This window comes from Promicromonospora xylanilytica, from assembly GCF_054782895.1.
On sequence record NZ_BAAGRP010000073.1, the window covers coordinates 64118 to 79604 of the forward strand.

Annotated in this window: 15 protein-coding genes; 9 read left to right on the top strand and 6 right to left on the bottom strand. The window is 71.5% G+C overall.

Annotated elements, in window-relative coordinates; all coding sequences use genetic code 11:
• Positions 1-99: 99 nt before the first annotated feature.
• On the bottom strand, positions 100-2031 hold the full coding sequence (locus ACYVK7_RS22285) for a phosphoenolpyruvate carboxykinase (GTP) (protein WP_460889913.1): 1932 nt from the start codon (positions 2029-2031) through the stop codon (positions 100-102).
• 160 nt (positions 2032-2191) lie between these two features.
• Between ACYVK7_RS22285 and ACYVK7_RS22290 the strand changes: the two genes are divergently transcribed.
• The 3 genes from ACYVK7_RS22290 to ACYVK7_RS22300 all read left to right on the top strand — a co-directional run bounded on the left by ACYVK7_RS22290 (position 2192) and on the right by ACYVK7_RS22300 (position 5209).
• The gene (locus ACYVK7_RS22290; protein ID WP_460889914.1) at positions 2192-3661 is read left to right on the top strand and encodes a helix-turn-helix domain-containing protein; all 1470 of its coding nucleotides are present in this window, start codon (positions 2192-2194) and stop codon (positions 3659-3661) included.
• A 54-nt stretch (positions 3662-3715) separates the two neighbouring features.
• Positions 3716-4393 (top strand): hypothetical protein, encoded by a 678-nt coding sequence (locus ACYVK7_RS22295; RefSeq protein ID WP_460889915.1) that lies wholly within the window; start codon positions 3716-3718, stop codon positions 4391-4393.
• A gap of 138 nt (positions 4394-4531) precedes the next feature.
• Positions 4532-5209, top strand: coding sequence for an ANTAR domain-containing protein (locus ACYVK7_RS22300; RefSeq protein ID WP_460889916.1), 678 nt, complete (start codon positions 4532-4534; stop codon positions 5207-5209).
• Positions 5210-5243: 34 nt separating this feature from the next.
• Here the strand turns inward: ACYVK7_RS22300 and ACYVK7_RS22305 are convergent, their stop codons facing one another.
• Entirely contained in the window at positions 5244-6542 is a 1299-nt protein-coding gene (locus tag ACYVK7_RS22305; RefSeq protein WP_460889917.1) for an alpha/beta fold hydrolase, read from the bottom strand.
• On the opposite strand from ACYVK7_RS22305, the gene ACYVK7_RS22310 reads away from it, so the two are divergent.
• The 4 genes from ACYVK7_RS22310 to ACYVK7_RS22325 all read left to right on the top strand — a co-directional run bounded on the left by ACYVK7_RS22310 (position 6535) and on the right by ACYVK7_RS22325 (position 8433).
• A complete protein-coding gene (locus tag ACYVK7_RS22310; protein WP_460889918.1) occupies positions 6535-6723 on the top strand; it encodes a hypothetical protein in 189 nt (62 codons plus the stop codon). The genes ACYVK7_RS22305 and ACYVK7_RS22310 overlap by 8 nt on opposite strands.
• A 65-nt stretch (positions 6724-6788) precedes the next feature.
• On the top strand, positions 6789-7118 hold the full coding sequence (locus tag ACYVK7_RS22315; RefSeq protein ID WP_460889919.1) for a HepT-like ribonuclease domain-containing protein: 330 nt from the start codon (positions 6789-6791) through the stop codon (positions 7116-7118).
• 27 nt (positions 7119-7145) lie between these two features.
• Positions 7146-7856 (top strand): YqeB family protein, encoded by a 711-nt coding sequence (locus ACYVK7_RS22320; RefSeq protein ID WP_460889920.1) that lies wholly within the window; start codon positions 7146-7148, stop codon positions 7854-7856.
• Entirely contained in the window at positions 7840-8433 is a 594-nt protein-coding gene (locus ACYVK7_RS22325; RefSeq protein ID WP_460889921.1) for a TetR/AcrR family transcriptional regulator, read from the top strand. The genes ACYVK7_RS22320 and ACYVK7_RS22325 overlap by 17 nt, the downstream gene beginning before the upstream one ends.
• A gap of 70 nt (positions 8434-8503) precedes the next feature.
• On the opposite strand, the gene glpK is transcribed toward ACYVK7_RS22325, so the two are convergent.
• The 3 genes from glpK to ACYVK7_RS22340 all read right to left on the bottom strand — a co-directional run bounded on the left by glpK (position 8504) and on the right by ACYVK7_RS22340 (position 12647).
• Positions 8504-10018 (bottom strand): glycerol kinase GlpK, encoded by a 1515-nt coding sequence (gene glpK / locus ACYVK7_RS22330; protein ID WP_460889922.1) that lies wholly within the window; start codon positions 10016-10018, stop codon positions 8504-8506.
• Positions 10019-10064: 46 nt separating this feature from the next.
• Entirely contained in the window at positions 10065-10796 is a 732-nt protein-coding gene (locus ACYVK7_RS22335) for an MIP/aquaporin family protein (protein WP_460889923.1), read from the bottom strand.
• Between the two features lie 105 nt (positions 10797-10901).
• A complete protein-coding gene (locus tag ACYVK7_RS22340; protein WP_460889924.1) occupies positions 10902-12647 on the bottom strand; it encodes a glycerol-3-phosphate dehydrogenase/oxidase in 1746 nt (581 codons plus the stop codon).
• A 183-nt stretch (positions 12648-12830) separates the two neighbouring features.
• Between ACYVK7_RS22340 and ACYVK7_RS22345 the strand changes: the two genes are divergently transcribed.
• Positions 12831-13361, top strand: coding sequence for an amino-acid N-acetyltransferase (locus ACYVK7_RS22345; RefSeq protein ID WP_460889925.1), 531 nt, complete (start codon positions 12831-12833; stop codon positions 13359-13361).
• 15 nt (positions 13362-13376) lie between these two features.
• Here the strand turns inward: ACYVK7_RS22345 and ACYVK7_RS22350 are convergent, their stop codons facing one another.
• Positions 13377-14273 carry an HhH-GPD family protein gene (locus ACYVK7_RS22350; RefSeq protein WP_460889926.1) on the bottom strand — a complete coding sequence of 299 codons (897 nt, stop codon included), beginning with the start codon at positions 14271-14273 and terminating at the stop codon, positions 13377-13379.
• A 275-nt stretch (positions 14274-14548) separates the two neighbouring features.
• On the opposite strand from ACYVK7_RS22350, the gene ACYVK7_RS22355 reads away from it, so the two are divergent.
• Positions 14549-15385 (top strand): hypothetical protein, encoded by an 837-nt coding sequence (locus ACYVK7_RS22355; protein WP_460889927.1) that lies wholly within the window; start codon positions 14549-14551, stop codon positions 15383-15385.
• Positions 15386-15487: the final 102 nt, after the last annotated feature.

Genomic DNA, 15487 nt, shown 5'->3' on the forward strand with positions numbered 1-15487 from the left:
GGCCGGGATGCCTCAATAACCCGGCCGGGGACGTCTGTTCGGACGGCCGACGGCGCGACGGGAGCCACCCGTGGGTGTCGCGCCGTCGGCCGCCCGAAGTCAGCGGGCCAGGCGCTCCTTGAGAGCGTCCAGCTGGGCGCGCAGCGCGGCCGGCGTGTGGTCGCCGAACTGCGCGAAGAACTCCTCGGTCAGCTCGGCCTCCGCCAGCCACGGCTCGGTCGGGACGTCGAAGAGGGCGACCATGTCGGCGTCCGACACGTCGATGCCGTCCAGGTTCAGCGTGCCCGGGGCGGGCAGGCTGCCGACCGGAGACGTGACGGAGGTGTCGGGACGCAGGCCCCGACCCGCCTCGACCTGACCGACGATCCACTCGATGACGCGCGAGTTCTCGCCGAAGCCCGGCCACAGGAAGCTGCCGTCCTCGCCCTTGCGGAACCAGTTGACCTGGAAGATCCGCGGACGCTTCGACTCCTCGATGCCCGCCCCGACCTCGAGCCAGTGGGCCCAGTGGTCGGCCATGTTGTAGCCGCAGAACGGCAGCATCGCGAAGGGGTCACGACGCAGCTCGCCGAGGGCGCCCTCCGCCGCGGCGGTGCGCTCCGAGGAGATGGTGGCGCCCATGAAGACGCCGTGCTCCCAGTCGAACGACTGCGCGACCAGCGGCACGTTGGTGGCGCGGCGGCCGCCGAACACGATGGCGTCGACCGGCACGCCGGCCGGGTCCTCCCAGGTGTCCGCGATGGTGGGGCACTGGGCGGCGGCCACGGTGAAGCGGGAGTTCGGGTGCGCGGCGGGGCTCTCGGAGGCAGGCGTCCAGTCGTTGCCCTGCCAGTCGATCAGGTGCTCCGGCGCCTCGGGCGTCAGGCCCTCCCACCAGACGTCGCCGTCGTCCGTCAGGGCGACGTTCGTGAAGATGGTGTCGCGGTCGAACGTGGCGACGGCAGTCGGGTTGGTGTCGATGCCGGTACCCGGCGCCACGCCGAAGAAGCCGGCTTCCGGGTTGATCGCCCGGAGGGTGCCGTCGGGGCCGGGGCGCATCCACACGATGTCGTCGCCGAGGGTCTCGACCTTCCAGCCCGGGATGGTGGGCTGCAGCATCGCGAGGTTGGTCTTGCCGCAGGCGCTCGGGAAGGCGGCGGCGAGGTGGTACTGGCGCTGCTCGGGCGAGGTGATGCGGATGAGCAGCATGTGCTCGGCGAGCCAGCCCTCGTCGCGCGCCATCGCCGAGGCGATCCGCAGCGCGAAGCACTTCTTGCCCAGCAGGGCGTTACCGCCGTAGCCGGAGCCGTACGACCAGATCTCACGGCTCTCGGGGAAGTGCACGATGTACTTGGTGTCGTTGCAGGGCCAGGCGACGTCGGTCGCGCCGTCGGCGAGCGGCGCGCCCACCGAGTGCACCGCGGGGACCCACTGCTGCCCCGCGTCGATCAGCTCGACGATCTCGTCCGAGACGCGGGTCATGACGTGCATGGAGACCACGACGTACGGCGAGTCGGTGATCTCGATGCCGACCTGCGAGATCGGGCCGCCGACGGGGCCCATCGAGAACGGCACCACGTACATGGTGCGGCCCTTCATGGATCCCTCGAAGACGCCCTCCAGCTCGGTGCGCATCTCGGCCGGAGGCATCCAGTTGTTGGTGGGGCCCGCGTCCTCCTCGGCCTCCGAGCAGATGAACGTGCGCGACTCGACACGGGCGACGTCCGCGGGGTTGGAGCGCGCCAGGTACGAGCCCGGGCGCTTCTCCTGGTTGAGCTCGACGAGCGTGCCCGCCGCCAGCATCTGGTCGATGAGGCGCTGCTTCTCGTCGGCGGAACCGTCGCACCAGACGATCTCGTCGGGCTGCGTGAGCTCGGCGACACCGGCCACCCAGGCACGGACGTCGTGCTCGGCGCGGGCCGGCGCTGCCTGCGCCGTCGCGTCGGACGTCGTGGTGGAGCCCTGGCCGGTCGTCAGGTCCGAGACGAGCTCGGCGACGAGCCGGGTTCGGCGGGGATTCGCGAGGACGGACATGTGCGCTCCGATCGTCATGCGGCGGGCCACGGTGGCGGGCTTGTTTCCACCTTCATGCGCGGATCGGCCCAATTTCCAGTCCACGGGCTGTCAAGAAACGCAGATCTTCACGTAGTGTGAAGTAGCGGGCAACTGCTGCCCCGTCCCGGGCAGCACCACGACCACGAAGGAGGTCGCCGTGGGGATCGGCGGGGAGACGGACCTGATCACGCTGGGCCGCCGCATCCGGCACCTGCGCACCACACAGGGGCTCACGCTCGACGCGCTGGGCGAGAAGGTGGGCTCGGCGCCGAGCCTCCTGTCTCTCGTGGAGAACGGACGGCGCGAGCCCCGCCTCGGCCTCCTGCGGTCCGTCGCGGAGGCGCTGGGCGTGCCGATGAGCGAGCTGCTCAGCGCGGAGCCGCCGTCGCGCCGCGCCGCGCTGGAGATCGCGCTCGACCGGGCACAGCGCGGGCCGCTCTTCACGACCCTGGGCGTGCCGGCCGTCAAACCCAGCCAGAAGCTGCCGATGCCCGTCCTCGAGCAGCTCGTCGGCCTGCACGAGGAGCTGGCCCGGCGCGAGCAGCTCGCCATCGCGACCCCCGAGGAAGCCCGGCGCGCCAACACCGAGCTGCGCCTGGAGCGGGAGGCCCGGGACAACCACTACCCGCAGTTCGAGGCCATCGCGGAGCAGATGGTCAAGGACGCGGGCTACACGGGCGGCGCGCTGACCCACCGCACGGTGGCGCGGATGGCGGAGCAGATGGGCTTCACCCTGCTGCACGTGGACGACCTGCCGCGCTCCGCCCGCTCCGTCACGGACCTGCACAACGGGCGCATCTACCTGCCTCCCGCATCCACCCCCGGCGGGCACGGGCTCCGGTCGCTCGCGCTGCAGGCGCTCGCGCACCGGGTGCTCGAGCACGACCGGCCGCGGTCCTACGGCGAGTTCCTGCGCCAGCGCGTCGAGATCACGTACTTCGCCGCCGCCTGCCTCGCACCCCAGTTCGTGGCCGTGCCGTTCCTCGAGGCGCGCAAGCGCGACCGTGACCTTGCCGTCGAGGACTTCCGGGACGCGTTCGGCATCACGCACGAGGCCGCCGCGATGCGGCTCACCAACCTCGCCACCCACCACCTCGGCATCCCGCTGCACTTTCTGCGGGTGGGGGCGGACGGCGCCCTGTTCCGCGGCTACGCGAACGACGGCCTGCCGTTCCCGCAGGACGTCACGGGGGCCATCGAGGGACAGCTCATCTGCCGGCGGTGGGCGGCACGCGAGGCCTTCGAACGGCGCGACCGGGCCACGGAGTTCTACCAGTACACCGACACACCGGCGGGGACGTTCTGGTGCTCGACCCAGACGGGCTCCATGTCGCCGTCGGGCGGGCCGGACGGCGGTTCGGGCGCCTTCTCGATCACCGTCGGCGTGCCCTACGCCCACGCCAAGTGGTTCCGGGGGCGGGACACCCAGGTGCGGCGCAGCTCCGCGTGCCCCGACCCGGCATGCTGCCAGCGGCCCGCGCCGGAGCTCACGGAGCGCTGGTCCGGCGAGGCCTGGCCGTCCGGGCGCATGCACCAGCAGATCCTCGCGGCCCTGCCACGCGGCGCGTTTCCCGGCGTGGACGACGCGGAGGTCTACGCGTTCCTGGACAAGCATGCGCCCGAATGACGGTTCACGGCGTATCGCGCGATCCTGGCGGATGCCGGGTTAGCGTAGTCAACCGTGGCATCGAACCTGGCTTGTATCGGACTGGACGTCTGGCGGCGTAGCGACTTTCGCGACATGGTGGCGGCGGCCCGCTCCGAGGCGGAGACCATCGCCAAGGACGGCGAGGTCGGCGTGCACATCTGGACCGACGTGTCCGGTGCCCGGCTGATCATCACCACCGAGGGCGACCTGGTCCGCGTCGTCACGCCCACGTTCTACGCCGCGCCCGGCGCCGTGATCTCCGAGCCGCAGTCCGTCGACGGCGGGCTCGTGCTCGCGGAGCTTGTGAACGACCAGGACGAGGTCATCACCGAGATCGCGTGTCAGCTCGAGGAGCTCTCCCTGCTCGGCGCGGCGACTCCGCCGGTCGAGGGGCCGGCGTCCATCGTCGTGCTGGGCAACTCGACCCAGGTGATCGGGCAGGCCGACGGTGCCGCGCCCGGCCTGGTCTTCGAGCCCACCGGTGCCTACGCCGTGTCGACCGACGCGGTGGCCCACCTGACCGGTGTGGTGCTCGCGGTCGAGCAGCGCGCCGTCGGCCGTACCGGCCAGGGCTTCACCGCGGCGCGCGTGCAGACCGACGGCTTCCAGGTCACGCTCTGCGTCCCGGTGGGCAAGCCGGATCTGGTCGCGGGAGACGTGGTCGAGGTCGACGGGTACGTGGTGGCGTCCATCCCGGCTCTGCGTGCCTGAGTCCCGTCGCTACGTCGACGATGTTCACGTACCGTGAGGTGATCTAGGGCGGCTCTCCGCCCGATCCCGTCGAGACGGCTGGACGCGTCGACATGTTGGGCTGCTTTCGCCGACACGGCCGGCCAGAGGGGACAGGCCGTGCGCTTCTCGAACTATCCGTACGAGTTCGCTGTTCGAGCCGCCACGCTGCTCGGCCGCGGCCTCGAGGTCAGCATCACGATGCGCGAGCACGGCCTCGCCGTCCGCGCCGGCAGCAACAGCGATGCCGCCGGGCGCTGCGACCGGGTCGAGGCCCTCACCGGTGTCGGGCCGTGCATCGACGCCATGGACCAGCTGCATGCCCAGGTGGTCGCCGACATCGGGGAGGAGACCCGCTGGGCGGCGTGGAAGCAGCAGGTGGTCGACGAGGGCTTCGTGTCGGCGGTCGCCGTCCCCGCGCTCGTGGAGCCCGGCGTCGCGATCGCCCTCAACCTGTACGCCCGCTCCGTCGATCCCTGGACCCCGGAGCTGCTCACCGCAGCCGACTCCTACGCCCAGCTGACGGCGTCGGCGGTCCGCCTGCGCCTGGAGGTCGCGAAGCTCGAGGACCAGACTGTCGGCCTGTACCGCACGATGTCCGACAGCATCGTCACGGAGCGGGCAGTCGGCGCCATCATGCACACCAACCAGTGCGACGAGAGCCAGGCCCGGCAGATCCTCAAGTCGGCATCCGGGCACCGCAACGTCGATGGCCGCGAGGTCGCCGAGACGGTCCTGCGGGCACTGGTGTTCGGTGGCGAACCCGGAGACGTGGGACCGCCGTCCACCGCACGGTGAGTCGTGCCGGCGCGGTCGGCGCCGGGCACGAGCCTCAGCCGCGCAGCGGGCCGCCCCGGGCGTCCAGGCGCTCCAGCAGCTTGGGCAGCACGTCGCCGAGGCGCAGGCCGTCGTGCTCGAACTCGTTGGTGACCCACGGTGCGACGTTGCCCACGTGGGCCGCCGTCTCCAGCGAGAGTGACGAGTCCACGAACATGTCGTCGAAGTACACCGCCGCCTCGACCGGCACCTCGTTCTCGGCGAGGCGGTGCAGGTCGTACAGGTCACGCCAGTCCTGGCGTGCCGCGAGGGCGTCCGCGGCGGCCTCGAACGGTCGCAGCGCCCTGATCTCGGCGAACATCCAGGGGTAGATCATCTCGCCGGTCATCAGCAGCGGACGGGCGTCCTCGGCGAACGCCGGGTCGGCGTCGCGCACGGACTGGGCGGCCCACGCCGTCGGCCCGGTGTGGGACTGGGCGTAGATGGACTCGTGCAGCAGCGCGTAGAGCGGGTTGGTCGCGAACGACGTCTCCGCGGCGACCGTGGCGAGGAACGTGTCGCTCAGCGGGCCGCCGTGCGGGGAGTCGAACGCCTCGTCGACGATCCAGTGGACGCGGTCGAAGCCGGGCTGCATGCCGAAGTCCTGGCCGAGCGTCTGGAACCGGCGGGTGGTCAGGGTGTCGCCACCTGGTTCGGTCACCCCACCGGCGGAGAGCCGGTCGGCGATGCGGCCGAGCGTCCTCACCACGTGCGGGTAGCGCGCACGGAACTGCTCGTTCTTGGCGACCACGCGAGGCTGGGTGCGCTCGTACACCTCGCGGGCCGACGCCGTGAGGCCGGGCAGGCCGCCGGTGACGAGGCTCGCGTTCAGTCCCTCCGGCGCGAACGACAGGTACGTCATCGTGATGAACCCGCCGTACGACTGGCCCAGCGATGTCCAGCGACGGCCGTCGAAGAGCGTCTTCCGCACGTGCTCCGCATCGCGCACGATGTTGTCCGCGCGGAAGTGCGCGAGGTACTCCGCCTGCTCCTCGGGCGTGCCGACGTCCTGGAGGGTCGCGGCGCGGACGGCGCTGGACCGCCCGGTGCCGCGCTGGTCCAGCAGCACCACGCGAAAGCGCTTCAGTGCCGTGCCGACCCAGCCGTCCGGGCCGGTCGGACGCGGACCCTTGCCACCGGGGCCGCCCTGCAGGAAGACGAGGAGGGGCAGGTCCTCCGTGCGACGGGCCGGGTCGACGAGCTCGCGCGCGAACACCGAGATGGTCGGGGAGCCGTCGGGCTGGGTCCAGTCGAGGGGGACGTCGACGGAGTGGTCGGTGATGTGGACACCGGGGAGCGTGTAGCTGATGGGCACGGGCTCACGCTATCGGTGTGCGCGGATCCTTCAACAAGGGGGTGCGGACTTCGACATCTTCGACAAGGCCATGCTCACCGAGGCGCTGGAGGAAGTGCTCGGTGTGCACGTCGACGTGGTTCCGGACGACGCGCACGGGCCCGCTGCCGCACGTGCGGCGGCGGAGGCGGTGCCGTTGTGACGAGCGATGTCACCCCGTCGGCGCAGGAGGGTGGAGCGGCCGATCGCGGGAAGGCCGCCCGGTACTTGGCCGACCTGGCGCGTTTCGGGGAGCAGGCGCGCCAGCTGGTCACCGAGGGGCACGAGGCCTATATGGCCCGGACGTTCGACGGTCAGCGGAGCAGAGGCTTCGGTGAACACATCGTCCTGAACATCGCGACGGTTGCCGAACGGCTCCCGGAGCAGTTCAAGGAACAGCACCCCGAGGTCGGCTGGCCGGCCCTCAAGGGAATGCGCAACCTGATCGCGCACGTCCACGACGGTGTGGACGACGAGCTCGTGTGGCGCGCCCTGGAGAAACGTGTGCCTCGGATGATCCAGCAGCTGGTCGGCGACGACGGCCCACCGTTGCATTAATGGAGTAGCTACTCTAATAATTGACCCATGACGACCACCGAGGTGCGCCAGCCGCCCGCACTCCCTGCTCTGCTCGGTGCGGGCACGCTCGCGCTCGGCCTCGTGCTGGGCTGGTTCGCGCCCGCACTGGCCCGGGGTCTGGTCGGCCTGATCGAGGCGACGCCGCTGCCGTCGCCCGGCGTGCTCCGGCTGATCGGCACGCTCCCGCTGGAGTGGTCGCTGGGGATCCTGGGCGGGCTCGGCCTGGTGGGCGGAGCCTTCGTCGCGTTCATGACGGTCGGTGAGGCGCCTCGCCTGACCGTCGCGGACGACCACCTCGAGCACGCACAGGAGGAGCGCGAGGTGTGGATCGAGCGGTCCGACGTCGGCGCGGCGTTCCGGGACAAGGACGACCTGGTGCTCCTGCGGCCCGACGGCGGCCTGCGCGCCCGGCTCGACATCGACACCCTGCCCCGGGCCGAGGTCCGGGGTGCGCTCGACCGGCATCACTGGTCGTGGCGGGACGAGGACCCGTACGAGCAGCAGTTCGAACGCTGGGTCGACGGTCGGCCCGGGTTCACGACGGTCGAGCACGAGGCGCTCCGCCGTCGGCTCGAGGAGCGCAAGGACGCGGTCGCCCGCCGCAAGGCGGACGCGGACCTGGCCGCGCTGGGCCTGGTGGCCCGGATCCGGGACGACCGGATCCAGGTGCGCCGGGCCACGTCGGCCGGCCAGGGCGCACGTGCCGCGGACCGTTGACCCGGCGCGCCACGAGGCGCGCCGGCTCGTCATCATCGACGCGGCCCTGACGGTCTTCGCCGAACGTGGCTACGACGGTGCCACCACCGCCGAGATCTGCCGACGCGCGGGCATCGGGTCGGGCACGTTCTTCCATTACTTCCCGACCAAGCTGGACCTGCTGCTCGCGATCCTCGCGCTCGGTACGGCCGAGGCGCGGGAGGCCGCGGGGCTCTACGCGGACCGTAGCGACCCGCTCGGCGTGCTCCTCGACATCGTGGCGAAGGGCGCCGACGACGCGGCGGAACCCCGGATGCCGGGCTTCGTCCGGGCGGTGGCCGGCGTCATGCGGATGCCCGAGGTCGCAGCGGCGCTGGAGGAGGACACACGGGCGCAGCGCGACCTGCTCCTCGCTTGGGTCGAGAAGGCGCAGCGGGCGGGGGAGATCAGGACCGATCTCACCCCTGACCGGATCACCTCGTGGCTCTACCTGCTGACGGACGGGTTCCTGGGCCGCATAGCGGAGGAGGAGACCTTCACGGCCCACGCCGAGAAGGCGACCCTTGTCGACACGGCGCGCCGCTTCCTCGCCCCCTGATCCGAGCCCCTGATCCGACGTCAGACGCACAGGTCACTCCAGTGACCTGTGCGTCCGACACGCCGGAGGATCAGCCGATGTCCGAGTCCACCCAGTCGAACGTCTTCGTCACTGCCTTCTTCCAGCTCCGGTACAGCCGCTCCCGCTCGTCCTGCTCCATGGCGGGCTCCCACCGCCGGTCCTCCGCCCAGTTCGCGATGACGTCGGACTCGCCCTTCCAGAAGCCGACCGCGATGCCCGCCGCGTAGGCGGCGCCGAGCGCCGTGGTCTCCGCGACGACCGGCCGGACGACGGGTACGCCGAGCTGGTCGGCCTGGAACTGCATGAGCAGCTCGTTGGCGATCATGCCGCCGTCGACCTTGAGCTCGGTGAGCTCCACGCCGGAGTCGGCACGCATGGCGTCCATGACCTCGCGGGTCTGGTACGCCGTGGCCTCGAGGGCCGCCCGCGCGATGTGGTTGCGGTTGACGTACCGGGTCAGGCCGACGAGCGCGCCGCGCGCGTCGGGCCGCCAGTACGGCGCGAACAGACCGGAGAACGCGGGGACGAAGTAGGCGCCGCCGTTGTCCTCGACCTTGCGCGCGAGCCATTCGACGTCGGGCGCGTCGGTGAACAGCCCGAGGTTGTCGCGGAGCCACTGGACCAGTGACCCGGTGACGGCGATGGACCCTTCGAGCGCGTAGACGGGGGCGGCGTCGCCGATCTTGTAGCAGACCGTGGTGAGCAGGCCGTTCTCGGACGGCACCTTCTCCGTGCCCGTGTTGAGCAGCATGAAGTTGCCGGTGCCGTACGTGTTCTTCGCGGTACCGACCTCGAAGCAGGCCTGCCCGAACGTGGCGGCCTGCTGGTCGCCGAGGATGCCCGCGATCGGCACGCCGGGCACCATGCCGCGGGGGCGGCCCTTGCCGTACACCTCGGAGGAGGAGCGGATCTCGGGGAGCATCGACATCGGGATGCCCATGTCCGCCGCGATGTCCTCGCGCCACGACAGGGTGTCGAGGTCCATGAGCATGGTGCGCGACGCGTTCGTGACGTCGGTGACGTGGACGCCGCCGTCGACCCCGCCGGTCATGTTCCACAGGATCCAGGCGTCCGTGTTGCCGAACAGCAGGTCGCCGCGCTCGGCGGCCTCGCGCGTCCCCTCGACGTTGTCGAGGATCCACTTGACCTTGGGGCCGGAGAAGTACGTGGCGAGCGGCAGGCCGACGATCGCCTTGTACTTGTCCGGGCCGTCGGACCCGCCGAGCTCGTCAACGATGGCCTGGGTACGGGTGTCCTGCCACACGATCGCGTTGTAGACCGGCTTGCCGGTCGTCTTGTCCCACACCACGGTGGTCTCGCGCTGGTTGGTGATACCCACGGCGGCGAGGTCGCTGTGGTTGATGTTCGCCCTGGTCAGGGCGAGACCCACCACCTGGCGGGTGTTGTCCCAGATCTGGTCCGGCTTGTGCTCCACCCACCCGGCCTTCGGGAAGATCTGGTCGTGCTCGATCTGGCCGCTGGACACGATGGTCCCGGCGTGGTTGAAGACGATCGCCCGGGAGCTCGTCGTGCCCTGGTCGATCGCGAGTACGTAGTCAGCCATCGGTCTTGACTCCCTTGTCTCTGTCGGTGTCGAGGTCCGTGTCGGATCAGAAGACCGCTGCGGCGAGCAGACCACCGATCGTGCCACCCACGAGCGGCCCGAGCACCGGCACCCACGAGTACGCCCAGTCGCTGGAGCCCTTGCCCGGGATGGGCAGGACGAAGTGTGCGATGCGCGGCCCGAAGTCACGAGCCGGGTTGATGGCGTACCCCGTGGGGCCACCGAGGCTCGCGCCGATCCCGACCACCAGGAGGGCGGCGGCCAGCGGCCCGATGTCCCCCGGCCAGTTGCCGAACGACAGGATCACGAAGACCAGCATGAACGTGGCGATGACCTCGGTGACGAAGTTCCACGTGTACGAGCGGATCTCGGGGCCGGTGGAGAAGACGCCGAGCTTGACGGCCGGCTCGGCGTCCTGGTCGAAGTGCTTCTTGTGCGCGAGGTACGCCAGGACGGCACCCACGAAGGCACCGGCGAGCTGCGCCACCCAGTACAGGAGCATGTTGCCGAAGGAGGCCGGGACGCCCTCGGCGAACTCCTCGGCCCCGCTGGACAGGATGCCGAGCGTCACGGCGGGGTTGATGTGCCCGCCGGACTTGAACGCGACGTACACACCGGCGAAGACCGCGAGGCCCCACCCGAAGTTGATGAGCAACCACCCGCCGTTGAAGCCCTTCGTCCTCGGCAGGATGGCGTTGGCCACGACGCCGGCACCACCGAGGATCAGGATCATGGTGCCGAGGAACTCCGGCAGCATGATGTCCGTGAATGCGTTCATCGCTGACTCGCTTTCTGCCGACCGCACTGTCGGCGTACAGGGGTGTCGCCGGCGGCCCCGCTGGGGGAGCGCGCCGGCAGTCCAGTGCTGACGTCCTTGGCTTCCTTAGTTTCGGAGCGGCTGCATGGTCGCTACGTCGGGGGTGGTCAGGCGCGCCCGCTCGGCGGCCTCGTCGTCGGGGGCTTCCTCCGCGTTCCGTTCGGCCTCGATCCGCGCCTGCCAGGCGCGCACCTCGCGCTCCGTGTCGGAGGCGTCCCAGCCGAGCAACGGTCCGACGACGGACGCGACCTCCTCGGCGGCCTCGGTACCGCGGTCCGCGACCTCGTAGACGAGCCGCGTGCGGTGCGCGAGCACGTCCTCGAGATGGAGCGCACCCTCGTGGCTCACGGCGTAGTGCACCTCGGCACGCAGGTAGGCGGCGGCGTGCTCGAGCGGCCGGGCGAGCGAGGGGTCGGCGTCGCACAGCTCGACGATCTCGGCGAGGTTGGCACCGTACCGGTGCAGCAGGTGGTCGAGCAGTGGCGGGGACCAGCCGAACCGCTTGCCCCACGTGCGCGCCTGACGCTGCACGGCTCGCAGCCCGACGGCGCCCGTGAGCGGGATCTGGTGGGTGATCGACGGGAGGGCCGCCGAGCGCTGCCCGATCGCGAAGTCGACGGCGTCCTTGGCCATGATCCGGTAGGTCGTCAGCTTGCCGCCCGCGATCACGGTGAGGCCCGGCGTCGGCGAGGCGACGGTGTGCTCACGGCTGACCTTCGCGCTGCTCGTACCCGCCTTGGTGCCCGGCTGCAGCAGCGGACGCAGGCCCGCGTAGGTGCCGATGATGTCTTCCCGCGTCAGGGGGTGCGCCAGCACGGCGTTGGCATGGTCGAGCACGTAGTCGATGTCGGCGCTCGTGGCGACCGGATGGGTCGGGTCGAGGTCCCACGGCGTGTCCGTGGTGCCGATGATCCAGTACCGGCTCCACGGGATGACGAACAGCACCGACTTCTCCGTCTGGAGGATCAGCCCGGCATGGCCGCGGATGCGTTCCCGCGGGACGACGAGGTGCACGCCCTTGCTGGCGAGCACGTGCAGCCCGCCCTCCGAGCCGGCGAGCGCCTCGGTGTCCTCCGTCCACACGCCGGTCGCGTTGATGACCGAGCGGGCCCGCACGGTGATCTCCTTGCCGGTCTCCAGGTCCACGATCACCGCACCGTTGACCGCGCCCGTCGCGCCCTGCGTCAGGTCCACCACCTGGGTGCGGCTCGCGGCGTGCGCGCCGTAGCTCGCGGCGGTGCGGATGACGGTGGCCACCAGCCGGGCGTCGTCGACCGACGCGTCCCAGTACTGGACGGCGCCGACGGCGGCGTCGTGCGCCAGGTCCGGGAACTTGGCCTCCATCTGGTTCTTGCTCAGGTGCCGGTGGAACGGCATCGGCCGGCGGCCCGGCGTGAGGGTCGCGAGCACGTCGTACATCGCGATGCCGGCGCCCACGTAGGCGCGCTCCCAGACCCGGTGCTCCAGCGGATACAAGAACGGGACCGGTCGCACCAGGTGCGGTGCGAGGTCCCGGAGCAGGAGGTCACGTTCGGTGAGTGCCTCGTGGACCAGCTCGAAGTCCAGCATCTGCAGGTATCGCAGTCCGCCGTGGACCAGCTTGCTGCTGCGGCTCGACGTGCCCTGCGCCCAGTCCTGCGCCTCGACGATCGCCGTCGACAAGCCACGCGTGACCGCGTCCAGCGCTATGCCGGCGCCGGTGACGCCGCCCCCTATCACCAGTACATCGAGCTCTGCCGAGGGGCTGACGCTGGCCTCGAGTGCGGCCAGCGCTTGCGTCCTCGCGTCTGCGGTCAGGCGTGTGGATGCCATGCGCCAAACTCACCACGCATTCCTTGACTTGGCAAGACCTTTGCCCTGTGGGTCAGGGTGTGTTGAGAGGTTCTCTTGCTCACTTTCCGATTCACCATACGTTTCGTCTGGTGTTCCCGCCGGAGATGCCCGTCAGGTGTGGCGGCCGGGCGCCGCGCGGGGTGCCGGTCGTAGTGTGTCGCCGTGACGACACCCGAGGCGCCGATCGCGCCCGTGATCCGCCCAGCGCTCCCGGCCGACGTGCGCACGATCCGCGACCTCGTCGAGCCGCTCAGCCAGGAGCGGATCCTCCGGCCGTACGAGATGGTCGGTTACTTCGAGGCGGTCCAGGAGTTCCTGGTCGCGACCGACCCGGCCGCGGCAGACGACGTCGCCGTCGGCTGCGGGGCGCTCCACGTCATGTGGGACGACCTCGCCGAGGTGCGCACGCTGGCGGTCCACCGCGACTGGCGCGGCCGCAGGGTGGGTCACGCGTTGCTCGAGGCGCTGATCCAGCGAGCGCGGGCCCTCGGGCTGCGCCGGGTGTTCTGCCTGACGTTCGAGGTCGACTTCTTCGCGGCGCACGGCTTCCGGGAGATCGACGGCACGCCGGTGACCCACGAGGTGTACGCGGAGCTCCTGCGCTCCTACGACGAGGGTGTGGCCGAGTTCCTCGACCTGGCGCGGGTGAAGCCCAACACGCTGGGAAACTCCCGCATGCTCCTGGAGCTCTGAGCCCACAGCGAGGGCTCAGCGGGGGAGGTGGAGACGGCCTGCGTCGTCCTGCTCCGCCAGGCCGTCCTCGACCAGACCGGCGATCGCGCGGTCGAGCTGCGGCGGGTCGTGCCACAGGCTCGCGAGCAGTGCGCGGTCCACCGGTTCCGCGGCCTGCCGGAGCTCCGCCATGACCCGGCCGCGTGCCTGCCGGTCGGTACCCGCCCACGCCTGGGTACGACGCTGGTCGGCGTGGGCGTCCGGGGGCGATCCGGCCTGGCGCCACGCGCACAGCCCGGCCACCGGGCAGGCGCCGCACCTGGGTGCCTTCGCGGTGCAGACCAGGGCCCCCAGCTCCATCGACGCGGCGGCCCAGCGGGCGGCGTCGGCGTCGGTGTCCGGCACCAGAGCCGTCGCGAGGGCGCGCTCCGCCGCGGTGTACGACGGCGCGGGCAGAGCCGTCCCGCCGACGACACGCGCCAGCACGCGGCGCACGTTGGTGTCGACGACCACCGACCGCTTCCCGTAGGCGAACGCCAGCACCGCCGCGGCTGTGTACTCGCCGACGCCGGGCAGGGCCCGGAGCTCGGCGTCGGTGCGGGGCACGACGCCGCCGTGTCGCTCGACGATCGTCCGGGCGCACTCCTGGAGCCGCAGCGCACGGCGCGGGTAGCCGAGCCGGCCCCAGGCCCGCAGGACGTCGGCGGTCGGCGCCTGCGCCAGGTCCGCCGGCGTCGGCCACTGCTCCAGCCATGCGCGCCAGGCCGGCTCGACCCGGACGACCGGGGTCTGCTGCAGCATGACCTCGCTGACCAGCACGCCCCACGGCGTCCGGTCGGGCGCGCGCCAGGGCAGGTCGCGTGCTGCGCCGTCGAACCACTGCACCACGCCGGAGCGCACCTCGGTACGTCGCGTCAGTTCCCGTGCTGTCACGGGGACTCATCCTGCCTCACCCGCCTGCCGCCTCGCCCGCGGGTGTCTCGCGCGCCTGCTGCCTCGCGCGTGGGTGCCTCGCGCGCCTGCTGCCTCGCGCGCGGGCGCTGGTCGCGTCACGCACGGGTGTTGCGCGCCGAACCCGTGAACCAGGACACGTGACCGACTCGGCGGCGCGGCTGCCACCACGGCGGCGCGGAGCGTCGTATTTTGGTCCCGGGCGGTGTTACCGCACGTCAGACGGTCTCCAGGACAGTTCACAGGGGGTTCAGCAGGTGGTCGGTGCGCCGGAGGGGACCGAGGGGTCCCAGGATCACGACGCGGAGTGGGCGTCCGCCGGACGGCGCCCGCGACGGCTCGTGCGCGTGATCGTGGTGCTGGCCGTCCTGGCGTTCGCCGGAACCGGGGTAGCCCTGACGTGGCCGGAGAGCGACGTGCCGATCGCGTCGGACAAGGTGGACCCGCCCAAGCCCGTCGACCCCAACGCCGCCGCGGCGCCCTGCGAGCCCGACGACCTCGACATCGGGCTCGCGGCGGACCGGCTGTCCGTCACGCCGGGGGTCCCGGTCCGGTTCACGGTGTCGCTCCGGAACGAGGGGCGGGTGCAGTGCCTCGTCGAGGCGCCTCGTCACGGCCTCGCCGTGACCGTGTACCAGGGCGAGGTCGGTGAGCCGACGGCGGAGCGGGCCTGGTCCTCGGCGGACTGTGCCGACCAGGAGGAGCAGCGGCTGCTCCTGCTCGGGCCCGGCGACGTCGACACGACGGACGTGAGCTGGTCCGACGCGCGCTCGGCGCCCGGCTGCGAGCCGGACCAGCCCAAGCTGGTCGCCGGCGAGTACACCGCGCAAGTCACGCTCGCCGATGTCGAGGGGGTGTCCAGCGACGTGGTGCGCATGACATACACGGTGCCGGAGCCGAGCCGCTCCCCGTCGCCCTCGGGAAGCCCGTCGGGTGGCTCGTCCGCGAGTGCTGACGCGGAGGCATCGGACGCGCCGGAGGGGTCGGAGGGCTCGGAGGGCTCGGAGGGGCCGGGTGGGTCGGGGGAGCGGGACGAGCCGGATGGGTCCGAGGCGTCGGACGAGCCGAGTGACGATTCCGCCAAGAAGCCCTGAGGTCGCTGCCGGTCAGCGTCGCCGACAAGTCCGCTAACGCCCCCCGACGCCATCGCCCCCGATGCCGTCGCCCCGGACGTCATCGCCCACGCCCGACTGCAG

Coding starts and splice junctions, on each gene's coding strand:
- ACYVK7_RS22310 (WP_460889918.1), top strand. CDS start 6,535: ATGGGCACGGGCTCACGCTATCGGTGTGCGCGGATCCTTCAACAAGGG.
- ACYVK7_RS22285 (WP_460889913.1), bottom strand. CDS start 2,031: ATGACGATCGGAGCGCACATGTCCGTCCTCGCGAATCCCCGCCGAACC.
- ACYVK7_RS22320 (WP_460889920.1), top strand. CDS start 7,146: ATGACGACCACCGAGGTGCGCCAGCCGCCCGCACTCCCTGCTCTGCTC.
- ACYVK7_RS22340 (WP_460889924.1), bottom strand. CDS start 12,647: ATGGCATCCACACGCCTGACCGCAGACGCGAGGACGCAAGCGCTGGCC.
- glpK (WP_460889922.1), bottom strand. CDS start 10,018: ATGGCTGACTACGTACTCGCGATCGACCAGGGCACGACGAGCTCCCGG.
- ACYVK7_RS22335 (WP_460889923.1), bottom strand. CDS start 10,796: ATGAACGCATTCACGGACATCATGCTGCCGGAGTTCCTCGGCACCATG.